This is a genomic window from Shewanella sp. SM101 (assembly GCF_025654465.1).
Classification (GTDB): Bacteria; Pseudomonadota; Gammaproteobacteria; order Enterobacterales; family Shewanellaceae; genus Shewanella; species Shewanella oncorhynchi.
Genome location: NZ_JAKKRH010000038.1, coordinates 1 through 16,116 on the forward strand (window position 1 = coordinate 1; position 16,116 = coordinate 16,116).

The window sequence follows — 16,116 nt, forward strand, 5'->3', positions numbered from 1 at the left end:
GTCGTCGCGGGAATTGTTGGGATAACGCACCAATGGAGCGTTTCTTTAGAAGTTTGAAATCTGAGTGGATACCCGCCAGTGGTTATGGGAATTTTACAGAAGCAGATAAAGAGATCACAAATTACATCACTGGATATTACAGTGAGACCAGACCCCATCAATATAATGGTGGGTTAACGCCAAATGAGTCAGAACGTTTATATTGGAATGACTCTAAAACCGTGGCCAATTTTACTTGACCACTACAACCGCCAAAATGTGCAGGACGGGAGAGAAATTGTCGATAGTCGGAAAAGTACTTGCTGTAGGTAGTGCTGTTGCCCCAATTAAAATCCGCCTCATTACTATTAAATTTGCAATAAAGCCTATTGCCATAGCTGATAATGCCTTTGTCATGCACCTCTGCAAACTTGGATGAGGTATCGCCTTGCTCCGTTTCTACTTTATTTGCTAAACACATCATTAACGCTGTCATAATGGTTTGGTCGCGGATATCGATATGGGCAAGAGGCCTCAACTCCTTTATCTGCTTATTTTGCTCTACTGTAGGTTTCCATGCATATCGAATATATTCACTAAGTTCGCTTAATCCATCAAAATCTTCATCTAATGTAAAATCCATACTACCCATCTGAATGTGCTCAAAATCCCATCGACATGATTTGGGTGCAGGTACCAGTTGCAGTGGCTTAAACATGAAGCGCTTACTATTTAAATCTAAGATCCATTTATCCAGCAGTTTATCCAAGCCAATGGCAGAACGATCCAGCTCAAAGGTATCCGCATACCAATTGGTGCTGCGGATATATTGATGTGTTTTTTTCCAAGCTTGAGCCAGCACAACCTTATCGCTCAAACAATCGATATTCGCGCTTAATTCATGTTGTTTATTCGATAGTAAGGGCATGTTTCATCCTTGAGTACGATCTTATTTGTGATAAAACTGGTTGTGCCACCGATAAAACAGCAGCCTTGTTTGAAAAGCCAAATCCAGCCACCTATTCAAAAACAATAACATAATGTGCTTTCTGCTTACATTCAAGCGAATAGTCACTGAAGTGAGGTTTAGCTAGCCATCTATGGACGTTCCCGGTGAGTCAAGCCAATACTCTGTTCACCAAAGGTTTTTTACCTTCGTTTTCTGTTCAAGAAAAGAGTGAGGACACCCACACTTCATGGTTACTCTTTCGCACCATAATGCCTATGGGCTGTGGTTAAAATCGTAGCGATGTTATCACGGTATTTGTGTTTTAATATGCAGCAGATCACGCAGAAATTAGCCAAGGCGAATTCAACTGCGGACGTGACCTTCGATGACATGGATGTCATCGCAGAGCCGCCATGGATGGCTTCACGGCGAGTCACGGAGGCAGTTGAATTCGGCGTACAAATGGCAATGAATAAGCGCTTAATTTTGTCTCTTTAACGTGCAGCGAATTCATTGTCTAATAGCAAAACAGCCGCAAAAATCTTTGCGGCTGTTTTGCTATTAGAAACTTTTTATCTGAAAGTCGCTATTTGAAACTCATCATCCAAAACTTGCTCTTCAGCAACCATCGCGATGAGTACGGGTAAAAACTCATTATCTAGTGCGGCGATTTCACTTTGCTCAACAAGCACTTGATTGAGAATGTCATGGCTGGTGAGGGGATTGGCGAGTACTACGCGAAACACTACGGTTGCTTGTCTAAAATAGCGGGCGGGCTGAATGCGGGTACGGGAGACGAAGGATTTGCCCTGTTCGCGTTGGTGCTTTTGAATAAACTGAGTAAGACCATCGAGCAGCTCGTTAAAGCGGGCGATTCTTATCGTGTCTGCTTGCTCACAGGCAAGCTGCATGGCGGCTTGGACGCGGGCGGGCACATAACGGTAAGTCAGCAGACAAAGTTCTGGCTCAGTGATTAGCTCAAAATCCTCATGGGCTTTGATTTGTTCGGCAAAATAGCGGGCTTTTTCAAGGCTGTTATTGATTAAGATTTCATAACCATCACGGCCGATGATCTGTAAGCAAGCGTGCACTAACATCGCCATGCCGGGGCGTGAGCCTTCGAGCGTTTGGCTGCCTAAGTCCTTTGAACCACGGCGCAGAATATACTCGGCGTGATGAGCAATGGCGTGGGCGAACTCTGGGTCTTTAAATAACACCATACCTGCGCCCATGGGCACATACATTTGTTTGTGGGCATCGATGGTAACTGAATCGGCAAGTTCGATACCTGCTAGTAAGTGGCGGTATTTATTGGATAATAAACTTGCGCCGCCCCACGCTGCATCCACATGGAAATGGCAGTTTAACTCTTTTGCCAGCGCAGCTAATTCTATCAACGGGTCAACATTACCGGTTTCTGTGGTGCCAGCCACGCCAACAATCGCTAACACTTTGATGTTTTTGCTAGCAAATTCGAGGGCGGCTTGGCGCATTTTTGCGACATCGACCTTGTTATCGCTGCCCGTGGGAATGCTGATGATATTATCACGGCCGATGCCAAGCAGATCGACGGCTTTGCCCAGCGAGTAGTGGCCTCGCTCCGAGACCAAAATCGCTAAATCGTCATAGCCGTAGTGGCGCAGTGCCTTGAGTAAGCCTTCGCGGCTGACGCCTTTAAACTCACCCTCTGCTTTCAATAATTGGTTACGGGCAATCCACAGCGCCGTGATGTTGGCCACTGTGCCGCCGGAGCAAAATGCCCCGAGGGAATGATTGGCGCTGTGCATCCAGTTTTGATAAAAATCCGTGTCTTGGGCGTAAATCAAATGGTGCATCATGCCGAGCACTTGGCGCTCAAGCGGCGTAAATGCCTTAGAGGTTTCGATTTTGACCAGATTTTGATTGAGTCCCACCATCATTTTTGACAGCGGCAACACAAAGTAGGGCAGTGCCGAAGTCATGTGGCCGATAAAACTTGGCGCCGCTGTGTGTACCGAATGCGCCACCAAATTTTGCATGATTTCGTCGGTGTAATCGGAGACAAAACGCGGCTGAGTTGGGATCTCAAAGGCTTGAAAATCGGTTTCGATTTCAGACAAGGGTTTTTCGAGCGCGGCGATACTGTCACCCAAAAAGCCTGCTAAGTCCTCGGAGAGCTTTTGCTCAATAATACTCAGCGTTGAGCTTGCATCTTCCGGTGCAGTAAAAATGCGGAGCAAACTTGCTTCGGATGCGGTGGCTTGGCGAGGGAGTTTCTGGGTCATGGGGCTTGCCGTCTATTAATTTTTATAGTGAAACCGCAAATTGGCTCGAAGAGTATAACGGACCAGTGATGCTCGATCAGTGACGCTCAAATGTTCAATCAGCGGAATACCAAAAAGGGAGCTCACTTTACTGCAAGGCCTTTTAGGCATCAAGCACTAAAATTTCATGTATACCAATCACGTTAAATATCTAATCAGTTCAGAGCCTCACAGGCATCTCAATCCAAGGCGCATTGACGCAGAAATGGTTATTCCCTTTTAAGGCAATGCAACACGGGAGTGGGATGGCTGTGAGGCTCCCGAAGGGCGGCTGATGTTCACTACATGGCAACGCGCTTTATACTGCGTTCAAGGCTTTCGACAGAACACCACTATGCCTTCAAGCCTTCGCCTTGTCTAAAGCGCGTTGAACTCCCGCTGAATGAACAGATATTTAATACGATTGGTATTGCCAAAGCGTTGCGGCCTAAATAAGCAAAGGCGCCGTTATGGCGCCTTTCTTCAAATCATTAAACAGAGGGAATTACTTAAGCATTAGTTCCAGTACTAGCGCTGGCCTAACATGAGTACCGCGCCGATATTTCGGGCGGTATTGCAAAGGTTTAGTTTGGCATTGGCCAGCACATCATCAAGCGGACTTAAGTGCGGGATGATAGGGAAGATAGCCGCCATACCGTGATCCAATATGGCATTAGCGTTTTCACCGAGGCAGCCCGCGATACCGATAGTGGGAATGCCCTGCAGTTTGGCTTGCTTTAACACGCCCATTGGGGTTTTACCAAACACGGTTTGACCATCGATGCGGCCTTCACCTGTGATCACTAAATCGGCGCCACGGATTTTATCCGCAAGGCCAACGGTTTGCATTACAATCTCAACCCCAGGTTTAAGCTCGGCATTTAAAAAAGCCATCACGCCAAGACCCATACCGCCAGCCGCGCCAGCCCCGGCATGATCGCGGTGATCGCTAATGCCATTGCGGGCAATCACATCGGCATAATGGGCAAGAGCGGCATCTAGCTGCTTAACCATCTCGGGCGTCGCACCTTTTTGCGGACCAAAAATTGCCGATGCACCGCGTTCACCGCACAGTGGATTATCAACATCGCAGGCAACTTCGAAGCTGCACTCACGTAAAAGTGGATGAGCGTTTGATACATCGATTTGGGCAAGGTTCGCCAGCGCTGCGCCGCCAGAAGGTAAGGTTTTACCTTGGCTATCGAGCAATAAAATGTCCAGCGCTTGGGCCATACCCGCGCCGCCATCGTTGGTGGCACTGCCGCCCAGCCCCAAAATGATGTGCTTTATCCCCCGATTAAGCGCATCACAAATCAGCTCGCCTGTTCCATAACTTGTGGTAAGCAGCGGATTACGTTGCTCCCTCGGCACATGGTGCAGACCTGAGGCTGAGGCCATTTCAATCACGGCAATCGCGCCTCGATGTGGCGATTTGTTCGTTGGATCTGCACGTGAAACTGAAGCAGAACTTGTATTGATCGCAGCGCCGAGAATGCCTTCACCAAGGATGCCATAGTGTGCTTGCACTCTATGCCCCAGTGGCCCCATGACCTCTAAGCTGACAATACTGCCGCCCGTGGCGTCCACCATAGATTGCACTGTGCCTTCGCCACCATCGGCAACGGGTATTTTGATTATGTCGCAGTCGGGTATCACTTGTTTTAAGCCTTGTTCGATGGCGTTGGCCACTTCGAGCGCGCTTAAGCTTTCTTTAAATGAGTCGGGGGCGATAACTATTTTCATTAAAAATCCTACAGCTAAATGGGATAAAACAGGGCTCAATATTGAACACTAAACCCAATGCCACTTACGTTGGGCGCAACAACATCCCTGTGCTAAAACTGAGGTGATATAAAGGCATTTATATCCATCACTGGCACATTAATCTGTTGCAATTATTAGGGCGTATAACAGAGATATATCTTGGGCACGGTATGTGCCCAAGGGACAATATTGAATCAAGAACTTATTAATATTAGAGCAACACTAGGCTTAGCACATACACAGTTACCATGGACGTTACACCTTGGATTAGGGTCGCCATAGTTTGGGCTTTATAGGCTTGTTTGACACTCATGCGGCTAAATTGGGTGACGACCCAAAAGAAGCTGTCATTGGCGTGGGAAACGGTCATCGCACCTGCGCCAATTGCCATTACTGTTAACACTCGGCCCATATCGCTACCAAGACCAATATCGCCAAGCATAGGCGCAACCAGTGCAGAGGTTGCGACTAACGCTACCGTCGATGAACCCTGCGCTGACTTAAGCGCGGCAGCGACGATAAATGGCATAAAGATACCGATACCCAGTGCCGACAGTGATGTGCCCAAAAAGTCACCTATAGGCGTGGCTTTTAATACCGCACCAAAAGCACCACCTGCACCTGTGATTAAAATAATCGGCGCGGCAGTGACGAGCCCTTGGCTGATGCGTTCGCTAAATTCGCTGATCTTATTCTCACCCTTTAACAGCAGCAGGGATAAAAACAGGCCAATCATCAGGGCATTAACGGGCTGACCGAGGAACACGAGCGCATCAAACACACCTTCTTTACCCAAAGGCGCTGAAGGGAAGTTAGCGATAGAACCTAAACAAATTAATACGATAGGCACAAAAATTGGTGCGAAAGCTTTTAATGGGCTTGGTAACGTACCATAGCTTTTTTTCAGCGTTTCATAGTCGCTGGCCTGCGCTTTAAGTTCTTCTGCGCCTTCACCATCGGGCTCAACATCGGCAAAGCGGTTTGCCCACAACATACCCGCGAGTGCCGCAACAGCGGCCACAAAGAGACCCACACCGATCACTAAACCTAAGTTGGACTCTAAGCCTAAGTTGCCTGCGGCGGCGATAGGGCCAGGCGTTGGCGGTACAAAGGTGTGAGTGGCGTACAGACCTGTGGCTAAGGCAACGCTCATGGAGACGCTAGAGACCTTCATGCGGTTCGCCATCGATTGTTTCAGTGAGTTTAAGATCACAAAACCCGAGTCACAAAAGACCGGAATAGACACGAGATAACCGATAATTGACATAGTGAGTGTCGGGAAGCGTTTACCTAATATCTTGATCACCACATCGGCCATGGTGATGGCGGCGCCGCTTTTTTCCAGAATAATCCCTATGATAGTGCCTAAGACGATCACTAAGCCGATATAGCCTAAAATATTGCCAAACCCTGTGGTAATGGTTTTAGCGATTTCTCCGCTTGGCAGACCATAGGCGAAGGCCGCGATAAAGGCGGCCAGAATTAAGGTTAAAAAGGGGTGGAGTTTAAATTTTGAGGTCGCGATAACAATAAATGCAATCACGCCGATGAGAATAAGCACTAAGTTCATAGTTTGTCCCGTTCAGTTCTTGGCTGAAGTTTTTGAGTAAGTTTTTTGACTTATATTGTAGGGCGCAGTGCTTATTTGGGCCTGAGTCCAAATGAGGGCTGCTTTAAGGTCATCCTATTATTGTGCAGGTATGTTTGAATAGCTTTGGCTAAATCCACGGAATTACCGCGTTATGTTTCGCCATTTTTGTGCTCATGCACAAAAATGCTTAGGTGAATTCGAATGCAGGAGGAGGCGTTTTGTCGGTAAGGGAGGCGCTTGTCGATAAGGATTGGCAAATAGGGCTATTTGCCAATCCTAAACAGGAGGGACTTAACTCGACATCTTTATTGACGACGAATAAAGGATTCTACATAGGCGGCGGTGCGGGCATTGAGTATGGGATCGGCAGATGCAGTAATACCCTTAGGTAATAACAGTGGGTTAAATATGCCTTTATCGCACTGTTGAACTTGGGGATCGCTGTCTCGCTCACCGTTAATCATCACTTGGCCTACCAGTAAACGCTGGCGAGTTTCAGGCCAGATCACAGTTGGGTCATTAATCTCATCCCCCATTTCGGCGAGTTGAATATAAAGGTTCCATTGTGCTGGCTGGGTTTTAATGCGCTCGAGTAATTCCGCCTTTAAAAAATCATCACTGAGATTGGCAAGTTCACTGGCTGACAGCGCGGCAGTACCTGCGACAGGTTCAAAAATCCATTTACCCGCGACCGTTTCACCTTGTTGAACACTGTTTTTTGGCGTGCTGAACAGGAAACTATTTACACCGAAGTAGCGGCTGTTGGCAAAACTTGGGCTGGGAGGCAACTGTCTAACGTAGTCGAAAAAAGCTTTGGCGCTGGGTTGATTATCAATAAGCCACTGTTTACCTTCAGGGCCTTGTTTCACTTTGGTCTGAAAGTTAAAAAATTCTTCGAGATTTTTGGCAAAGAAAACAGGAACGTTAGTGGTGACAAAGTTAAGGTTTTCTTTATCGCCGTCAATTTTGAGTGACATAAAGCGCCCAGCGGTTTTATCTGAGATCTGCGGATTTGTACCGCCGAGGGAAAAGCGGGCTGTGACCTTGATACTATCTTGATTAAAAAATGGAATTGCCAACGTTTGTTGTAATTGTGGATTTGGTTTAAAACTGCCCGAGGTACAAAATCCCTTAGTGTGATTACGCAGTTTGACATTTTTACCCGCCTCGCGACTTGCCGCATCGGGTGTGCCGTTGACGGCATCGACCAGTTCGGGAATGGTTTTCTCGGCCGCGATTAACGAAGGTGAAGTCAGCGCAATGCCGCTAATGAGACAAGCTTTGGCGAGTAAAGTCAGTTTGATTGAGGTCATTATCATTCCTTTCAATGGACTAAGTCGAGAGCGCTAGCATATCGACGCGATACTATATGAAAGGATAGGAAAGAGGATACGGTATAAATCTTTCAATTAATTTTTTAGTACAGGCCAAGTTTTACTCAATTGATCTGGCCATCAGGTCGGCGCCGTCATCTGCGGGCTTTTTTCTGGCAAATCTGTTGAGTTGTTAAGTCATTTGAGCGTTAAGTTAAGCGAGTCGAAGTATCAATTAATTGCCCAAGATACAGGCTTAATAATCCATGTAGGGATTGAATGTCGGCTTGGGTGATTTGCTGAATTTTATCAAGGCGATATCTCAGTGTATTGCGATGAATAAACAGGGCATTCGCGCATTGCTGTGCATCGCCAAAGTGGGTGATATAAGCCGCTAAGGTTTTGCGTAATTGGCCGTTTTTGTCCGCCTTGGCGAGTTGCTGGTAGGGCGTTGCCAGCGCCTGACCGCGCCAGTCATGTTTTAGCCCTGCAAGTAACACTTGTAGGGAATAATCTTCAAACAGGTATTTATTCCCTTCTGCATTGAGCTGCTTACCGAGTGCTAAGGTTTCTTGAGCCGTGTGATAGGAGCGCGCTATCCCACCTTTTTCCGGGAAGAAATGGCCTAGGGCAATTTTAAAGTTTAAATCCATTTGGGCGGGTAAGCGCTGCAACAGCTTATCGATACGCTGATTTTCAAGCTCAGGATCCCATTGTTTTCCATCTAAAAAAGCAGGCTTTAGGATCACCAACTGCGACATTGAGGTCATGGCAATCAAGTTACCACGGTCAGGATATTGCAATAGATGCAGCACTTGCTTGAGGGTTTCACTGACTCTGGGGCTACGTTCATCGGCGGGCTGAGTGGATACCTCAGCTAAGTACAAGGCCGATGGGGTGGTGTCGGTCTTTAAGTGGTGTTTCTGGATGTTTTTCTCGCTGATCTCAATAATGGCCGCGACTCTTGGCAGGCTGATATCAATGTCGAGCTGTTTTGCCCAGCGGTGCAACTGTGCATCATCGGTTTCTGCTTTGATCAGTTGCAGAATAAACTCTTCACGCTGGCGATTCTCCCATTGCAATTTATCCTGCAGGTTGGCTTGTTCAACAATCATTTCGGCAGTCATTTTAAGTAACTCACCATAATGGGTGAGCTCTCGCGGATCACCGGTAATGCCGACGACGCCGATAATTTGTCCTTGATAATGTAAGGGTAAATTGATGCCTGGCTTAACGCCATGCAGCCCTGAGGCGACTTCTTGACTGATCTCCACATTGCGATTTTGGGCAATCGCCAGCAGCGCGCCTTCGTGGGTTGACCCTATACGCTTAGGGTCGCCTGAGCCTAAAATCACCCCTTGGCCGTTCATCACATTGATATTGTGGCCAATGATTTTCATTGTGCGACTCACAATTTGCTTAGCGATGACAGAATCAAGTAGATACATACAGGCGCCTAGTGGGGTTGAAGGTTTAACAGGGATGCAATACGCATTCTTAATCTGGGTAGCATATCGCGTTCAAACTCAGGATGCTGCTTAAGCCAAAGATTATTACGCGGGCTTGGGTGCGGCAAGACAAGATACTTAGGCCAATATTGCTGCCATTGCGCGCATGCTTGGGTCACAGTTATTGGTTTCAGTTTGCGGATGGCTTTTACTTTAGCGCTGGTCGAAATTTTACTGCTGGTTGTTTGAGGCTCAGTGATCGGCAAAGTGGGGTTTACGGCCTTGGACGATTCGCGCGATAGATGATAGTCGATGGCATATTGGCCGAGGATCACAATTAGCTCTATTTGCGGCATTAGGGCGAGCAAGGCCTGATGCCAAGTGGCAGCGCATTCGGGGCGCGGTGGTTTATCACCCTGCTTTTTACCGTTTTTTTCGATACTGCCCGGAAAACAAAATCCCATAGGGATAATGGCAAAAAGATTGGGGTCGTAGAATTGCTCCCGCGTGACATTCAACCAAGTGCGCAGCCGTTCACCGCTGGCATCGTCAAAAGGTATGCCTTTATGGTGGGTTTTCACGCCCGGAGCTTGGCCTGCAATCAAAATTCGCGCTTGGGTACTGGCCTGTAATATCGGCTTGGGCGCTAAGGGTAAATGGGCCTGACATAAAGTACAGGCGCTGATTTTTGCCAGCAGTTTAGCCATTGATGCCGAGCATGATGGCGGTACAGTTACGCAAAGTGGCGATGGCGCTTTAGTGAGATTCGTCTTAGTCAATTTAATCGCTAATTTTATCGTTGCTCATTCATTTTCAATCAGGATTGGAGCATCATCACTGTTTGATATACCCAGTAGCCAAAAAGAGAATAGCCAAGGATTAAACCGATATAACTTAATATCTTAGGAATTTGATTTGGGCTTGAAGCTAAACAGATGTGGGCCAGTACAATCGTAAAGAGGGCTAAGGGGGCAATCACATAGCTCAGAGCTAAGATGAATAATGCCCCTAGGCTGATGATCCAATCAGCATTGCGATTGGTGGGTTTATCGATTTGGCAAAGCTGTAGTGGCAATAAAATCAGTCCAATACCGACACAGATAATGCCTAAGTTAAGGGCGAAATCACTCCAACCTCTATGATCATAAATGGCTAACGCAATGGCAATTAATGGCACTATTAGTGCGCTTAATACATGGCGTTTAGCAAAAGTGGCGCTGCGATACTGACCCGCAAAAAAGAATAAGCCCTGTAGAAACAGATTGATTAAGGTAAAACCACCTAGGCCTAAAATGATAAATAGGCTCGCTGCGCCACCCGATGGGTCGAACGCCATGGCGGGTAAGGGTAATAGGCTTAGCCCCACTAGTGCGGGAATTGATAACAGCCACTGAGATTGGGAGATTGAAGAATAAATACGCATTGGCTCAGAGGATTAACTAAAAGATTGAATTAAGATCCGCTAAAGTGAGCCAAAACTCAAGGATTAAGGTTTTTATGGGCGGACTTTCGCGCCAGAGTCTGATCTTATTCAAGATTTTTACTGTTATCTGCCATGATGTTATCGCTTTAAAAGATAATGCTGCGCTTAAACAAAAGCCCGCAAAATGCGGGCTTTTCGTGTTATGAACAGTATCGATTAGAGTTTGTAACTCATGCTCAGCATGATCATTTGCGCTGTGTAGTCATGGCTATTGCTGCCAAAGCCTACGACGTTCCAGATCCCATCGACGGCGATATCATTGGCGGCATCATTGTCTTTATAATTCTCGATTTTATAATCCAAGCGCAGCGCCATTTTCTCGGTGGCTTGATATTGAGCATATAAGTTAATGTTGTGCACTTTGGCAAAATAATCGCCATAGTCGCCTGTGATACCTTGTCTGACTTGAGTGTTACTGTCGGAGTTTGAATAAGTGTAATCCAATCCCATGCGTAACTTGTTCTCAAGCAAGTTGTTGTAGCTCAGGCCTGCTCCGACCACATCTACATTATCTTCAATGAATCCTGTCCACGTTGGGGTGCTATAATTACTGCTTCCCGCTTGTTCAGACTCAATGATTTGGTAGTTGTAGAAGGCTGTCGCCAGTAAATCATCGGTGATCATGTAGCTGATGTTGGCATCATAACTGGTGTCTTTTGACTCAGTTAAGCCAATAACTGTGTCAGAGTAGTCATCTAATGCGTAACGGGCACCGAAATCTATGGTCAAGCTGTCGATTGGCGAGTGGGTGACTCGAGCTTCAATCTGGGTTCTGTCGCGGTTAGCCAGATTGTACTTACGTAACAGGCTGTTGGTTTCAGAAGATGTCCATTCAGAAGCTTGATATTGCGAGCCATCACGCTGACCGTAACTGCCCTTAACCCACATATCCCAAGTTTCAAAGCTGTTAACGCGCAAACGTGCCCAAACAGTATTTTCATCCGTGGTTTCACGGTCTTGATAATTACGGTCGTCACGTTTGAAGTCATAGCCGCCATCAAGCTTCAGTCCATGGGTAATACGATAATCCGCCGCCACTTTGAAGCGTTGGCTAGTGTTATCGTAAGGGGTGTTATAGGCCACCTTACCATTGACATTGTTGATGCTGACTTGGGTCCACTCTTCAATTTGAGTATTGTTATCACGGTCGCTATAGTCGTAGCTACCACTTAAGCGCAGTGAGTTAGTCACTTTACTGACGACTTTTAAGTTTAACCCTGTGAGGTCAACTTTGGCATCAACGGCCTCTGTCGGCACTTGATAGCCATAGCCTGAAGTGACTAATGCTTGGTCTTGACTCATTTGTCCCGCAAGCACACGACCTGTTAACACATTGGTATTGTCGTTGTATTGGCCCATGAGCGAGACTGTGTGTGACTGGTTGTCAGGGTCAAGGGCTAGTGTGCCAGAGGTTTGAGCACCAAAGGTCGGATTGAAGGCACTGTCGAAGTTTAACTGGTTGTACTCGTTCTTAAAAATTGAGCCATTGTAGTTAAGTGCAGTGAACCAACGATCGCCTTTTAGTTTAATGCCGGCTTCAATGGAGTCAGTGGTGTAATCAACTGGCTCAGCTAACATCGTGGATTGGTTAAAGAATCCACCTGATGTTTTTTTCAAGCCGGTTTTTTCTTCACGCATGTAGCTCACATGCGTACTCCACAGCGATTCACCTTGATAGTCAAAACCTAACCCTGTGCGCTCACGTTTGAGCGACAGTTCTAAGGCATTTAGGCTATCCATCAGTAACGGCATCTGGCTGCTTGAACCCGCAGTTACCCAGTTGTCTGGCAAGGTTAAATTATCGCTGCCGACACCAGAGTAGGGCGTTAAGGCGCTATTACTGTTGTAAGTGGCGATTTGGCGATAGTTTACATTGACATTATACTGGCCTTGTTTGCCCGCATTGACATCTAAACGGCCACCATCCATGCCCAGTTGATAAGCTTCAACGCTGGCTTGATAGCCTTTCTCACCACGGAAGGTGACATCGGCATCAAATTTACCTGCAACTTCGTTTGAAGTCCCAAAGGCATTCGCCGAGCGAATATCCTCTTCGCTGTTGTAACCCACGCCAACACCCACAGTGCCAGACGTACCCGTTTCAACAACGCAGCCTTTACAGCTCCAAGCGGACATTTTGACTTTTTCTGTATTGGCATTGGCTAAGCCATACCCGTCGGCCGCTATTGCAAAACCTGTGTTTGCTAGTAACGCCAGAGTGATCAAATTGAGTTTAAATTTCATTTTCTCGTCTCCTTAGCGCTGTAATAGCTTGCCAGATGGATGGTTTGAACCATGGACCTGACTGTGGCAATTTAAACAGCTTCTTCCACCCGTAAAGGCATTGTCGCCGACGTTTGAACCTAAACCAGTGTTACCTAAGTAAGCATTGCTGGCGTGGCCATCGCTAGCGTGACATTGTTGACACAGCTGCGGTGCGCGGGTTTTCAACATGGCATCATTCACACTGCCGTGAGGATTGTGGCAAGTCACACAGTTCTCAGTGACGGGTGCATGTTCCCACAGTTTTGGGCCGCGTTTCTCGGCGTGGCAGGAGTAACAGGTTTCGTTAATGCTAGGCTTGTTTAGATCGGAATCTGTCATGCTCCCATGGGGATTATGACAATCGCTACAGGTCATTTGAGCCCATTTTAGTGGGTGACTCGAGCGTTTATTCATATCTGCTTTTTGCTTAGTGTGGCAGCTAGTACAGACTTCCATTTCGGTGTTTTTTGATAACACAGGATCTTTTGCGACATGCACTTGGTGACATGAGGCACAAGCGACATCGGCATTGTCATGGTGACTACCGTTCCAAGATACGCGTTTATCATCTTGGTGACAGCTCATACAGACACTGTTTTGTTTTTCTGCACTTAAGGTCGATTGCTTACCAAAAGTGATCATCGGCTCGTTGCCGCCTTTATTGTGTTGACCCATAGGACCATGACAGGCTTCACATTGCAGGCCAGCCATTGGGCTCTTTGATGAATCAATGGCGCCATGGACACCTTTGAAAAGGTCCATCACTTTTTCAGATTTTTTGTGGCACATCAAACAAGAATCGGCACCTTTAGGGGAGTAGCTGCCTTCGGCAAACTTCTTATCTAAGGTGGCTTCGACTTGTTCTGGAGTCATTTTGTCATCCCACTTTGAGGCGTGTGCACTCGGTGTGATGCATAAAGACATCACTGCAGACATTGCCATGGAGATGACAAGTGCCGGCAGTAGGTTTTTCATTTTTAGGCTGTTCTTCATAATAGGCTTCCCAATTTGTCCCAACAAAATTCAAGAAAGGGGGAGCGAACTCCCCCTGCTTGGGCAAATTACATCTTCACCTGAGTGTGATCTGTTGGTGTGGGTTTGTGACAGTAGAAACAGGTTTCTGACTGCGCCGCTTGATTGGCTTGAACATAATCACCGTTCACAATCGCGCCCATATTTTCTAAGCCGTGGCCAATAGATTCTGGCGCGTGGCATGAAGTACAAGTGGCAGTGATTGGCGTGGTGTATTTACCCGCAGTTGTTGCCAGAGCGCCTTTGACCTTGAATGCATCTAGGTTGAAGTCGTTATGACATTGGGTACATTCTTTGATGACACCTTGTTTACCATGAACAACGTGTAACTTCATCTCCAACGCACCTTTGTTAGCACCACTTGCATAGGTACCATCTGGGGTATGACAAGCGACACACGCATCCACACCGACGATTGGCTTACCGCTGGCATCTTTTGCATGTGATAGCTGTTCTGTCATCACAAAACCCGCATGGTGGCCTTTGTGAATTTCGAAGCTATCACCGTGACAACCTTGACAGGTACCAAACTCAACTGAGTTAACATGACGCATGCTCGGTGCTTTACCAGACTTAGTGCCAAAAGCTAGTTCAGCTTTCATGCTCGTTGTTGCGCTGTCTGCGGTACATGCGGTTAAGCTTGTACCAGTGCTACACACTTCTAAACCGATAATGGTAAAGGCGGTATCAGTATCGCCTGCACCGAAAGGTAGAACGGGTGTTGTAAAGACCAATTTACCGTCAACTAAGGTTACACCTTCTTGCAGTGCGCCATCTTTGACTAAGTCTTTCGCTATTTTCGCTTTACCGCTACCTGGACTTGGGTTGTAGCCCATGATCGGGAAGTTAGGGCCAACGTTGGTAACGGACTCTAAACGTTTAATCTTATCTTGAACGGTTGCCGCATCTATTGCATTACCATCTTTGCCTAAGATAGACACGGTTAATACTGCTGTATCATCAGCTTGACCAGCAAGTACTGCTGACATACCTAACTGAGCGATAACGGCTTTTTTGTCAGCAGTCTTACCTGTGTGCAGTTCTGCAGTCCAATCGCTGTTATGACAGGCGATACAGTTAGAGTTATCTAGCTGTTGTGAGTGACCTTTACCAGCAGCAAAGTCCACTGCACTATGGCAGCTTCCACATGAGGCAGCAGTTGGGATACGTGACCAATTACTCCAATCAGGCGTAGCCTCATTTGCTGCGTGACAGCTTTGACAGCTTTCTAATGAGCCTAAGGTGAGGTCTTTGTGTTTAGCGTGAACGAGAACATTGAACTCTTTACCAACACCGACTTTTCCGGCTGTGTGGCAAGTTGCACAGTAATTAACGTCAGAATACGCGCCGCCATGTTTAACATTGGCTAAATCTTGGTGACAAGTATTACAGCTTTCTGTGGCGACAATTTTGCGACTATATGTTGGCAGTGCGCCAGTATCGGCAGTGAAGTCGACAAAGGCGTTACTGTTTGGTACTTGAGTACCATCGGGAAGCGGAGTGTTATAAGCGCGGATTAATACCCGTTGAGCTAACTGTTCGTTATAGGTGACTTTAGTGTTAGCGGTCAGGTTCATGCTAAAAGTATAACTGTAGTGACCGTTTTTCTTGTCAACGAAAGTCCCAGGGCATGTTGCAGCGACATCACAGGTTTCATCACCAAAGTATTGCCATTGTGACGCATTACCTGCACCAGTTGCGCCTTGTGGGATTAATTGTGCTGCGGCAAAACGCATTTTTTGTAGGCCAACAACGGGTAAATCATTTTCGTTAGTGACGGTAAACTCAACACTCGGAATACCGTTAGTGACGACAGATTTGTCAAAGGCGAAATTAAGTGTTTGAATCGCTGGAGCAGGTTCGCCACCAGGTTCACCGGGATTACCATCATTACCATCGCTGCCACCACAGCCAGCTAAGGCCATAGTGACTGCACTTGCTGCTAACAGCAGTGCGATTTTAGTTGTTTGTGCGTTCATCATTTTTTTCCCTGCATAGGTTTGGCATTGC

13 protein-coding genes are annotated in these 16,116 nt (G+C 46.9%); 2 read left to right on the top strand and 11 right to left on the bottom strand.

All coding sequences use genetic code 11. The annotated features are described in order from the left end of the window. On the top strand, positions 1-239 hold a 239-nt coding region (locus L5M38_RS18175; RefSeq protein ID WP_263146819.1), incomplete at its 5' end, for an integrase core domain-containing protein. Here the strand turns inward: L5M38_RS18175 and L5M38_RS18180 are convergent. After that, on the bottom strand, positions 158-907 hold the full coding sequence (locus L5M38_RS18180) for a hypothetical protein (RefSeq protein WP_263179898.1): 750 nt from the start codon (positions 905-907) through the stop codon (positions 158-160). The two genes, L5M38_RS18175 and L5M38_RS18180, sit on opposite strands and share 82 nt — an antisense overlap. Positions 908-1,255: 348 nt before the next feature. Here L5M38_RS18180 and L5M38_RS18185 point away from each other — a divergent pair, with 348 nt between their 5' ends. Beyond that, positions 1,256-1,426, top strand: coding sequence for a hypothetical protein (locus tag L5M38_RS18185; protein ID WP_263179900.1), 171 nt, complete (start codon positions 1,256-1,258; stop codon positions 1,424-1,426). Between the two features lie 74 nt (positions 1,427-1,500). On the opposite strand, the gene panP is transcribed toward L5M38_RS18185, so the two are convergent. The 10 genes from panP to L5M38_RS18235 form a co-directional block, all read right to left on the bottom strand. Further along, positions 1,501-3,192 (bottom strand): pyridoxal-dependent aspartate 1-decarboxylase PanP, encoded by a 1,692-nt coding sequence (panP, locus tag L5M38_RS18190; RefSeq protein WP_263179902.1) that lies wholly within the window; start codon positions 3,190-3,192, stop codon positions 1,501-1,503. Between the two features lie 546 nt (positions 3,193-3,738). After that, entirely contained in the window at positions 3,739-4,953 is a 1,215-nt protein-coding gene (locus L5M38_RS18195; protein WP_263165933.1) for a glycerate kinase, read from the bottom strand. Positions 4,954-5,185: 232 nt separating this feature from the next. After that, positions 5,186-6,544 (bottom strand): GntP family permease, encoded by a 1,359-nt coding sequence (locus L5M38_RS18200; RefSeq protein ID WP_113938868.1) that lies wholly within the window; start codon positions 6,542-6,544, stop codon positions 5,186-5,188. A gap of 326 nt (positions 6,545-6,870) precedes the next feature. Beyond that, positions 6,871-7,878 carry a catalase family peroxidase gene (locus L5M38_RS18205; RefSeq protein ID WP_263179904.1) on the bottom strand — a complete coding sequence of 336 codons (1,008 nt, stop codon included), beginning with the start codon at positions 7,876-7,878 and terminating at the stop codon, positions 6,871-6,873. A 209-nt stretch (positions 7,879-8,087) separates the two neighbouring features. Then, positions 8,088-9,326, bottom strand: a complete 1,239-nt coding sequence (locus L5M38_RS18210; protein WP_263179905.1) for a sugar diacid recognition domain-containing protein — start codon at positions 9,324-9,326, stop codon at positions 8,088-8,090. 8 nt (positions 9,327-9,334) lie between these two features. Continuing rightward, on the bottom strand, positions 9,335-10,033 hold the full coding sequence (locus tag L5M38_RS18215) for a uracil-DNA glycosylase family protein (protein ID WP_263179924.1): 699 nt from the start codon (positions 10,031-10,033) through the stop codon (positions 9,335-9,337). A gap of 110 nt (positions 10,034-10,143) precedes the next feature. Continuing rightward, a complete protein-coding gene (locus L5M38_RS18220) occupies positions 10,144-10,749 on the bottom strand; it encodes a hypothetical protein (RefSeq protein ID WP_263179906.1) in 606 nt (201 codons plus the stop codon). Positions 10,750-10,965: 216 nt separating this feature from the next. After that, positions 10,966-13,053: an MtrB/PioB family decaheme-associated outer membrane protein gene (locus tag L5M38_RS18225; RefSeq protein ID WP_263179907.1), complete on the bottom strand. Its 2,088-nt coding sequence runs from the start codon at positions 13,051-13,053 to the stop codon at positions 10,966-10,968. 12 nt (positions 13,054-13,065) lie between these two features. Continuing rightward, a complete protein-coding gene (gene mtrA / locus L5M38_RS18230) occupies positions 13,066-14,067 on the bottom strand; it encodes a decaheme c-type cytochrome MtrA (RefSeq protein ID WP_028760483.1) in 1,002 nt (333 codons plus the stop codon). A 68-nt stretch (positions 14,068-14,135) separates the two neighbouring features. Further along, entirely contained in the window at positions 14,136-16,088 is a 1,953-nt protein-coding gene (locus L5M38_RS18235) for an OmcA/MtrC family decaheme c-type cytochrome (protein WP_263179909.1), read from the bottom strand. Positions 16,089-16,116 lie beyond the last annotated feature (28 nt).

Excerpts from the sequence above, each read along its gene's own strand:
- L5M38_RS18180 (WP_263179898.1), bottom strand. The coding sequence starts at position 907 with ATGCCCTTACTATCGAATAAACAACATGAATTAAGCGCGAATATCGAT.
- L5M38_RS18185 (WP_263179900.1), top strand. The coding sequence starts at position 1,256 with ATGCAGCAGATCACGCAGAAATTAGCCAAGGCGAATTCAACTGCGGAC.
- panP (WP_263179902.1), bottom strand. The coding sequence starts at position 3,192 with ATGACCCAGAAACTCCCTCGCCAAGCCACCGCATCCGAAGCAAGTTTG.
- L5M38_RS18195 (WP_263165933.1), bottom strand. The coding sequence starts at position 4,953 with ATGAAAATAGTTATCGCCCCCGACTCATTTAAAGAAAGCTTAAGCGCG.
- L5M38_RS18200 (WP_113938868.1), bottom strand. The coding sequence starts at position 6,544 with ATGAACTTAGTGCTTATTCTCATCGGCGTGATTGCATTTATTGTTATC.
- L5M38_RS18205 (WP_263179904.1), bottom strand. The coding sequence starts at position 7,878 with ATGACCTCAATCAAACTGACTTTACTCGCCAAAGCTTGTCTCATTAGC.
- L5M38_RS18210 (WP_263179905.1), bottom strand. The coding sequence starts at position 9,326 with ATGTATCTACTTGATTCTGTCATCGCTAAGCAAATTGTGAGTCGCACA.
- L5M38_RS18215 (WP_263179924.1), bottom strand. The coding sequence starts at position 10,033 with ATGGCTAAACTGCTGGCAAAAATCAGCGCCTGTACTTTATGTCAGGCC.
- L5M38_RS18220 (WP_263179906.1), bottom strand. The coding sequence starts at position 10,749 with ATGCGTATTTATTCTTCAATCTCCCAATCTCAGTGGCTGTTATCAATT.
- L5M38_RS18225 (WP_263179907.1), bottom strand. The coding sequence starts at position 13,053 with ATGAAATTTAAACTCAATTTGATCACTCTGGCGTTACTAGCAAACACA.
- mtrA (WP_028760483.1), bottom strand. The coding sequence starts at position 14,067 with ATGAAGAACAGCCTAAAAATGAAAAACCTACTGCCGGCACTTGTCATC.
- L5M38_RS18235 (WP_263179909.1), bottom strand. The coding sequence starts at position 16,088 with ATGATGAACGCACAAACAACTAAAATCGCACTGCTGTTAGCAGCAAGT.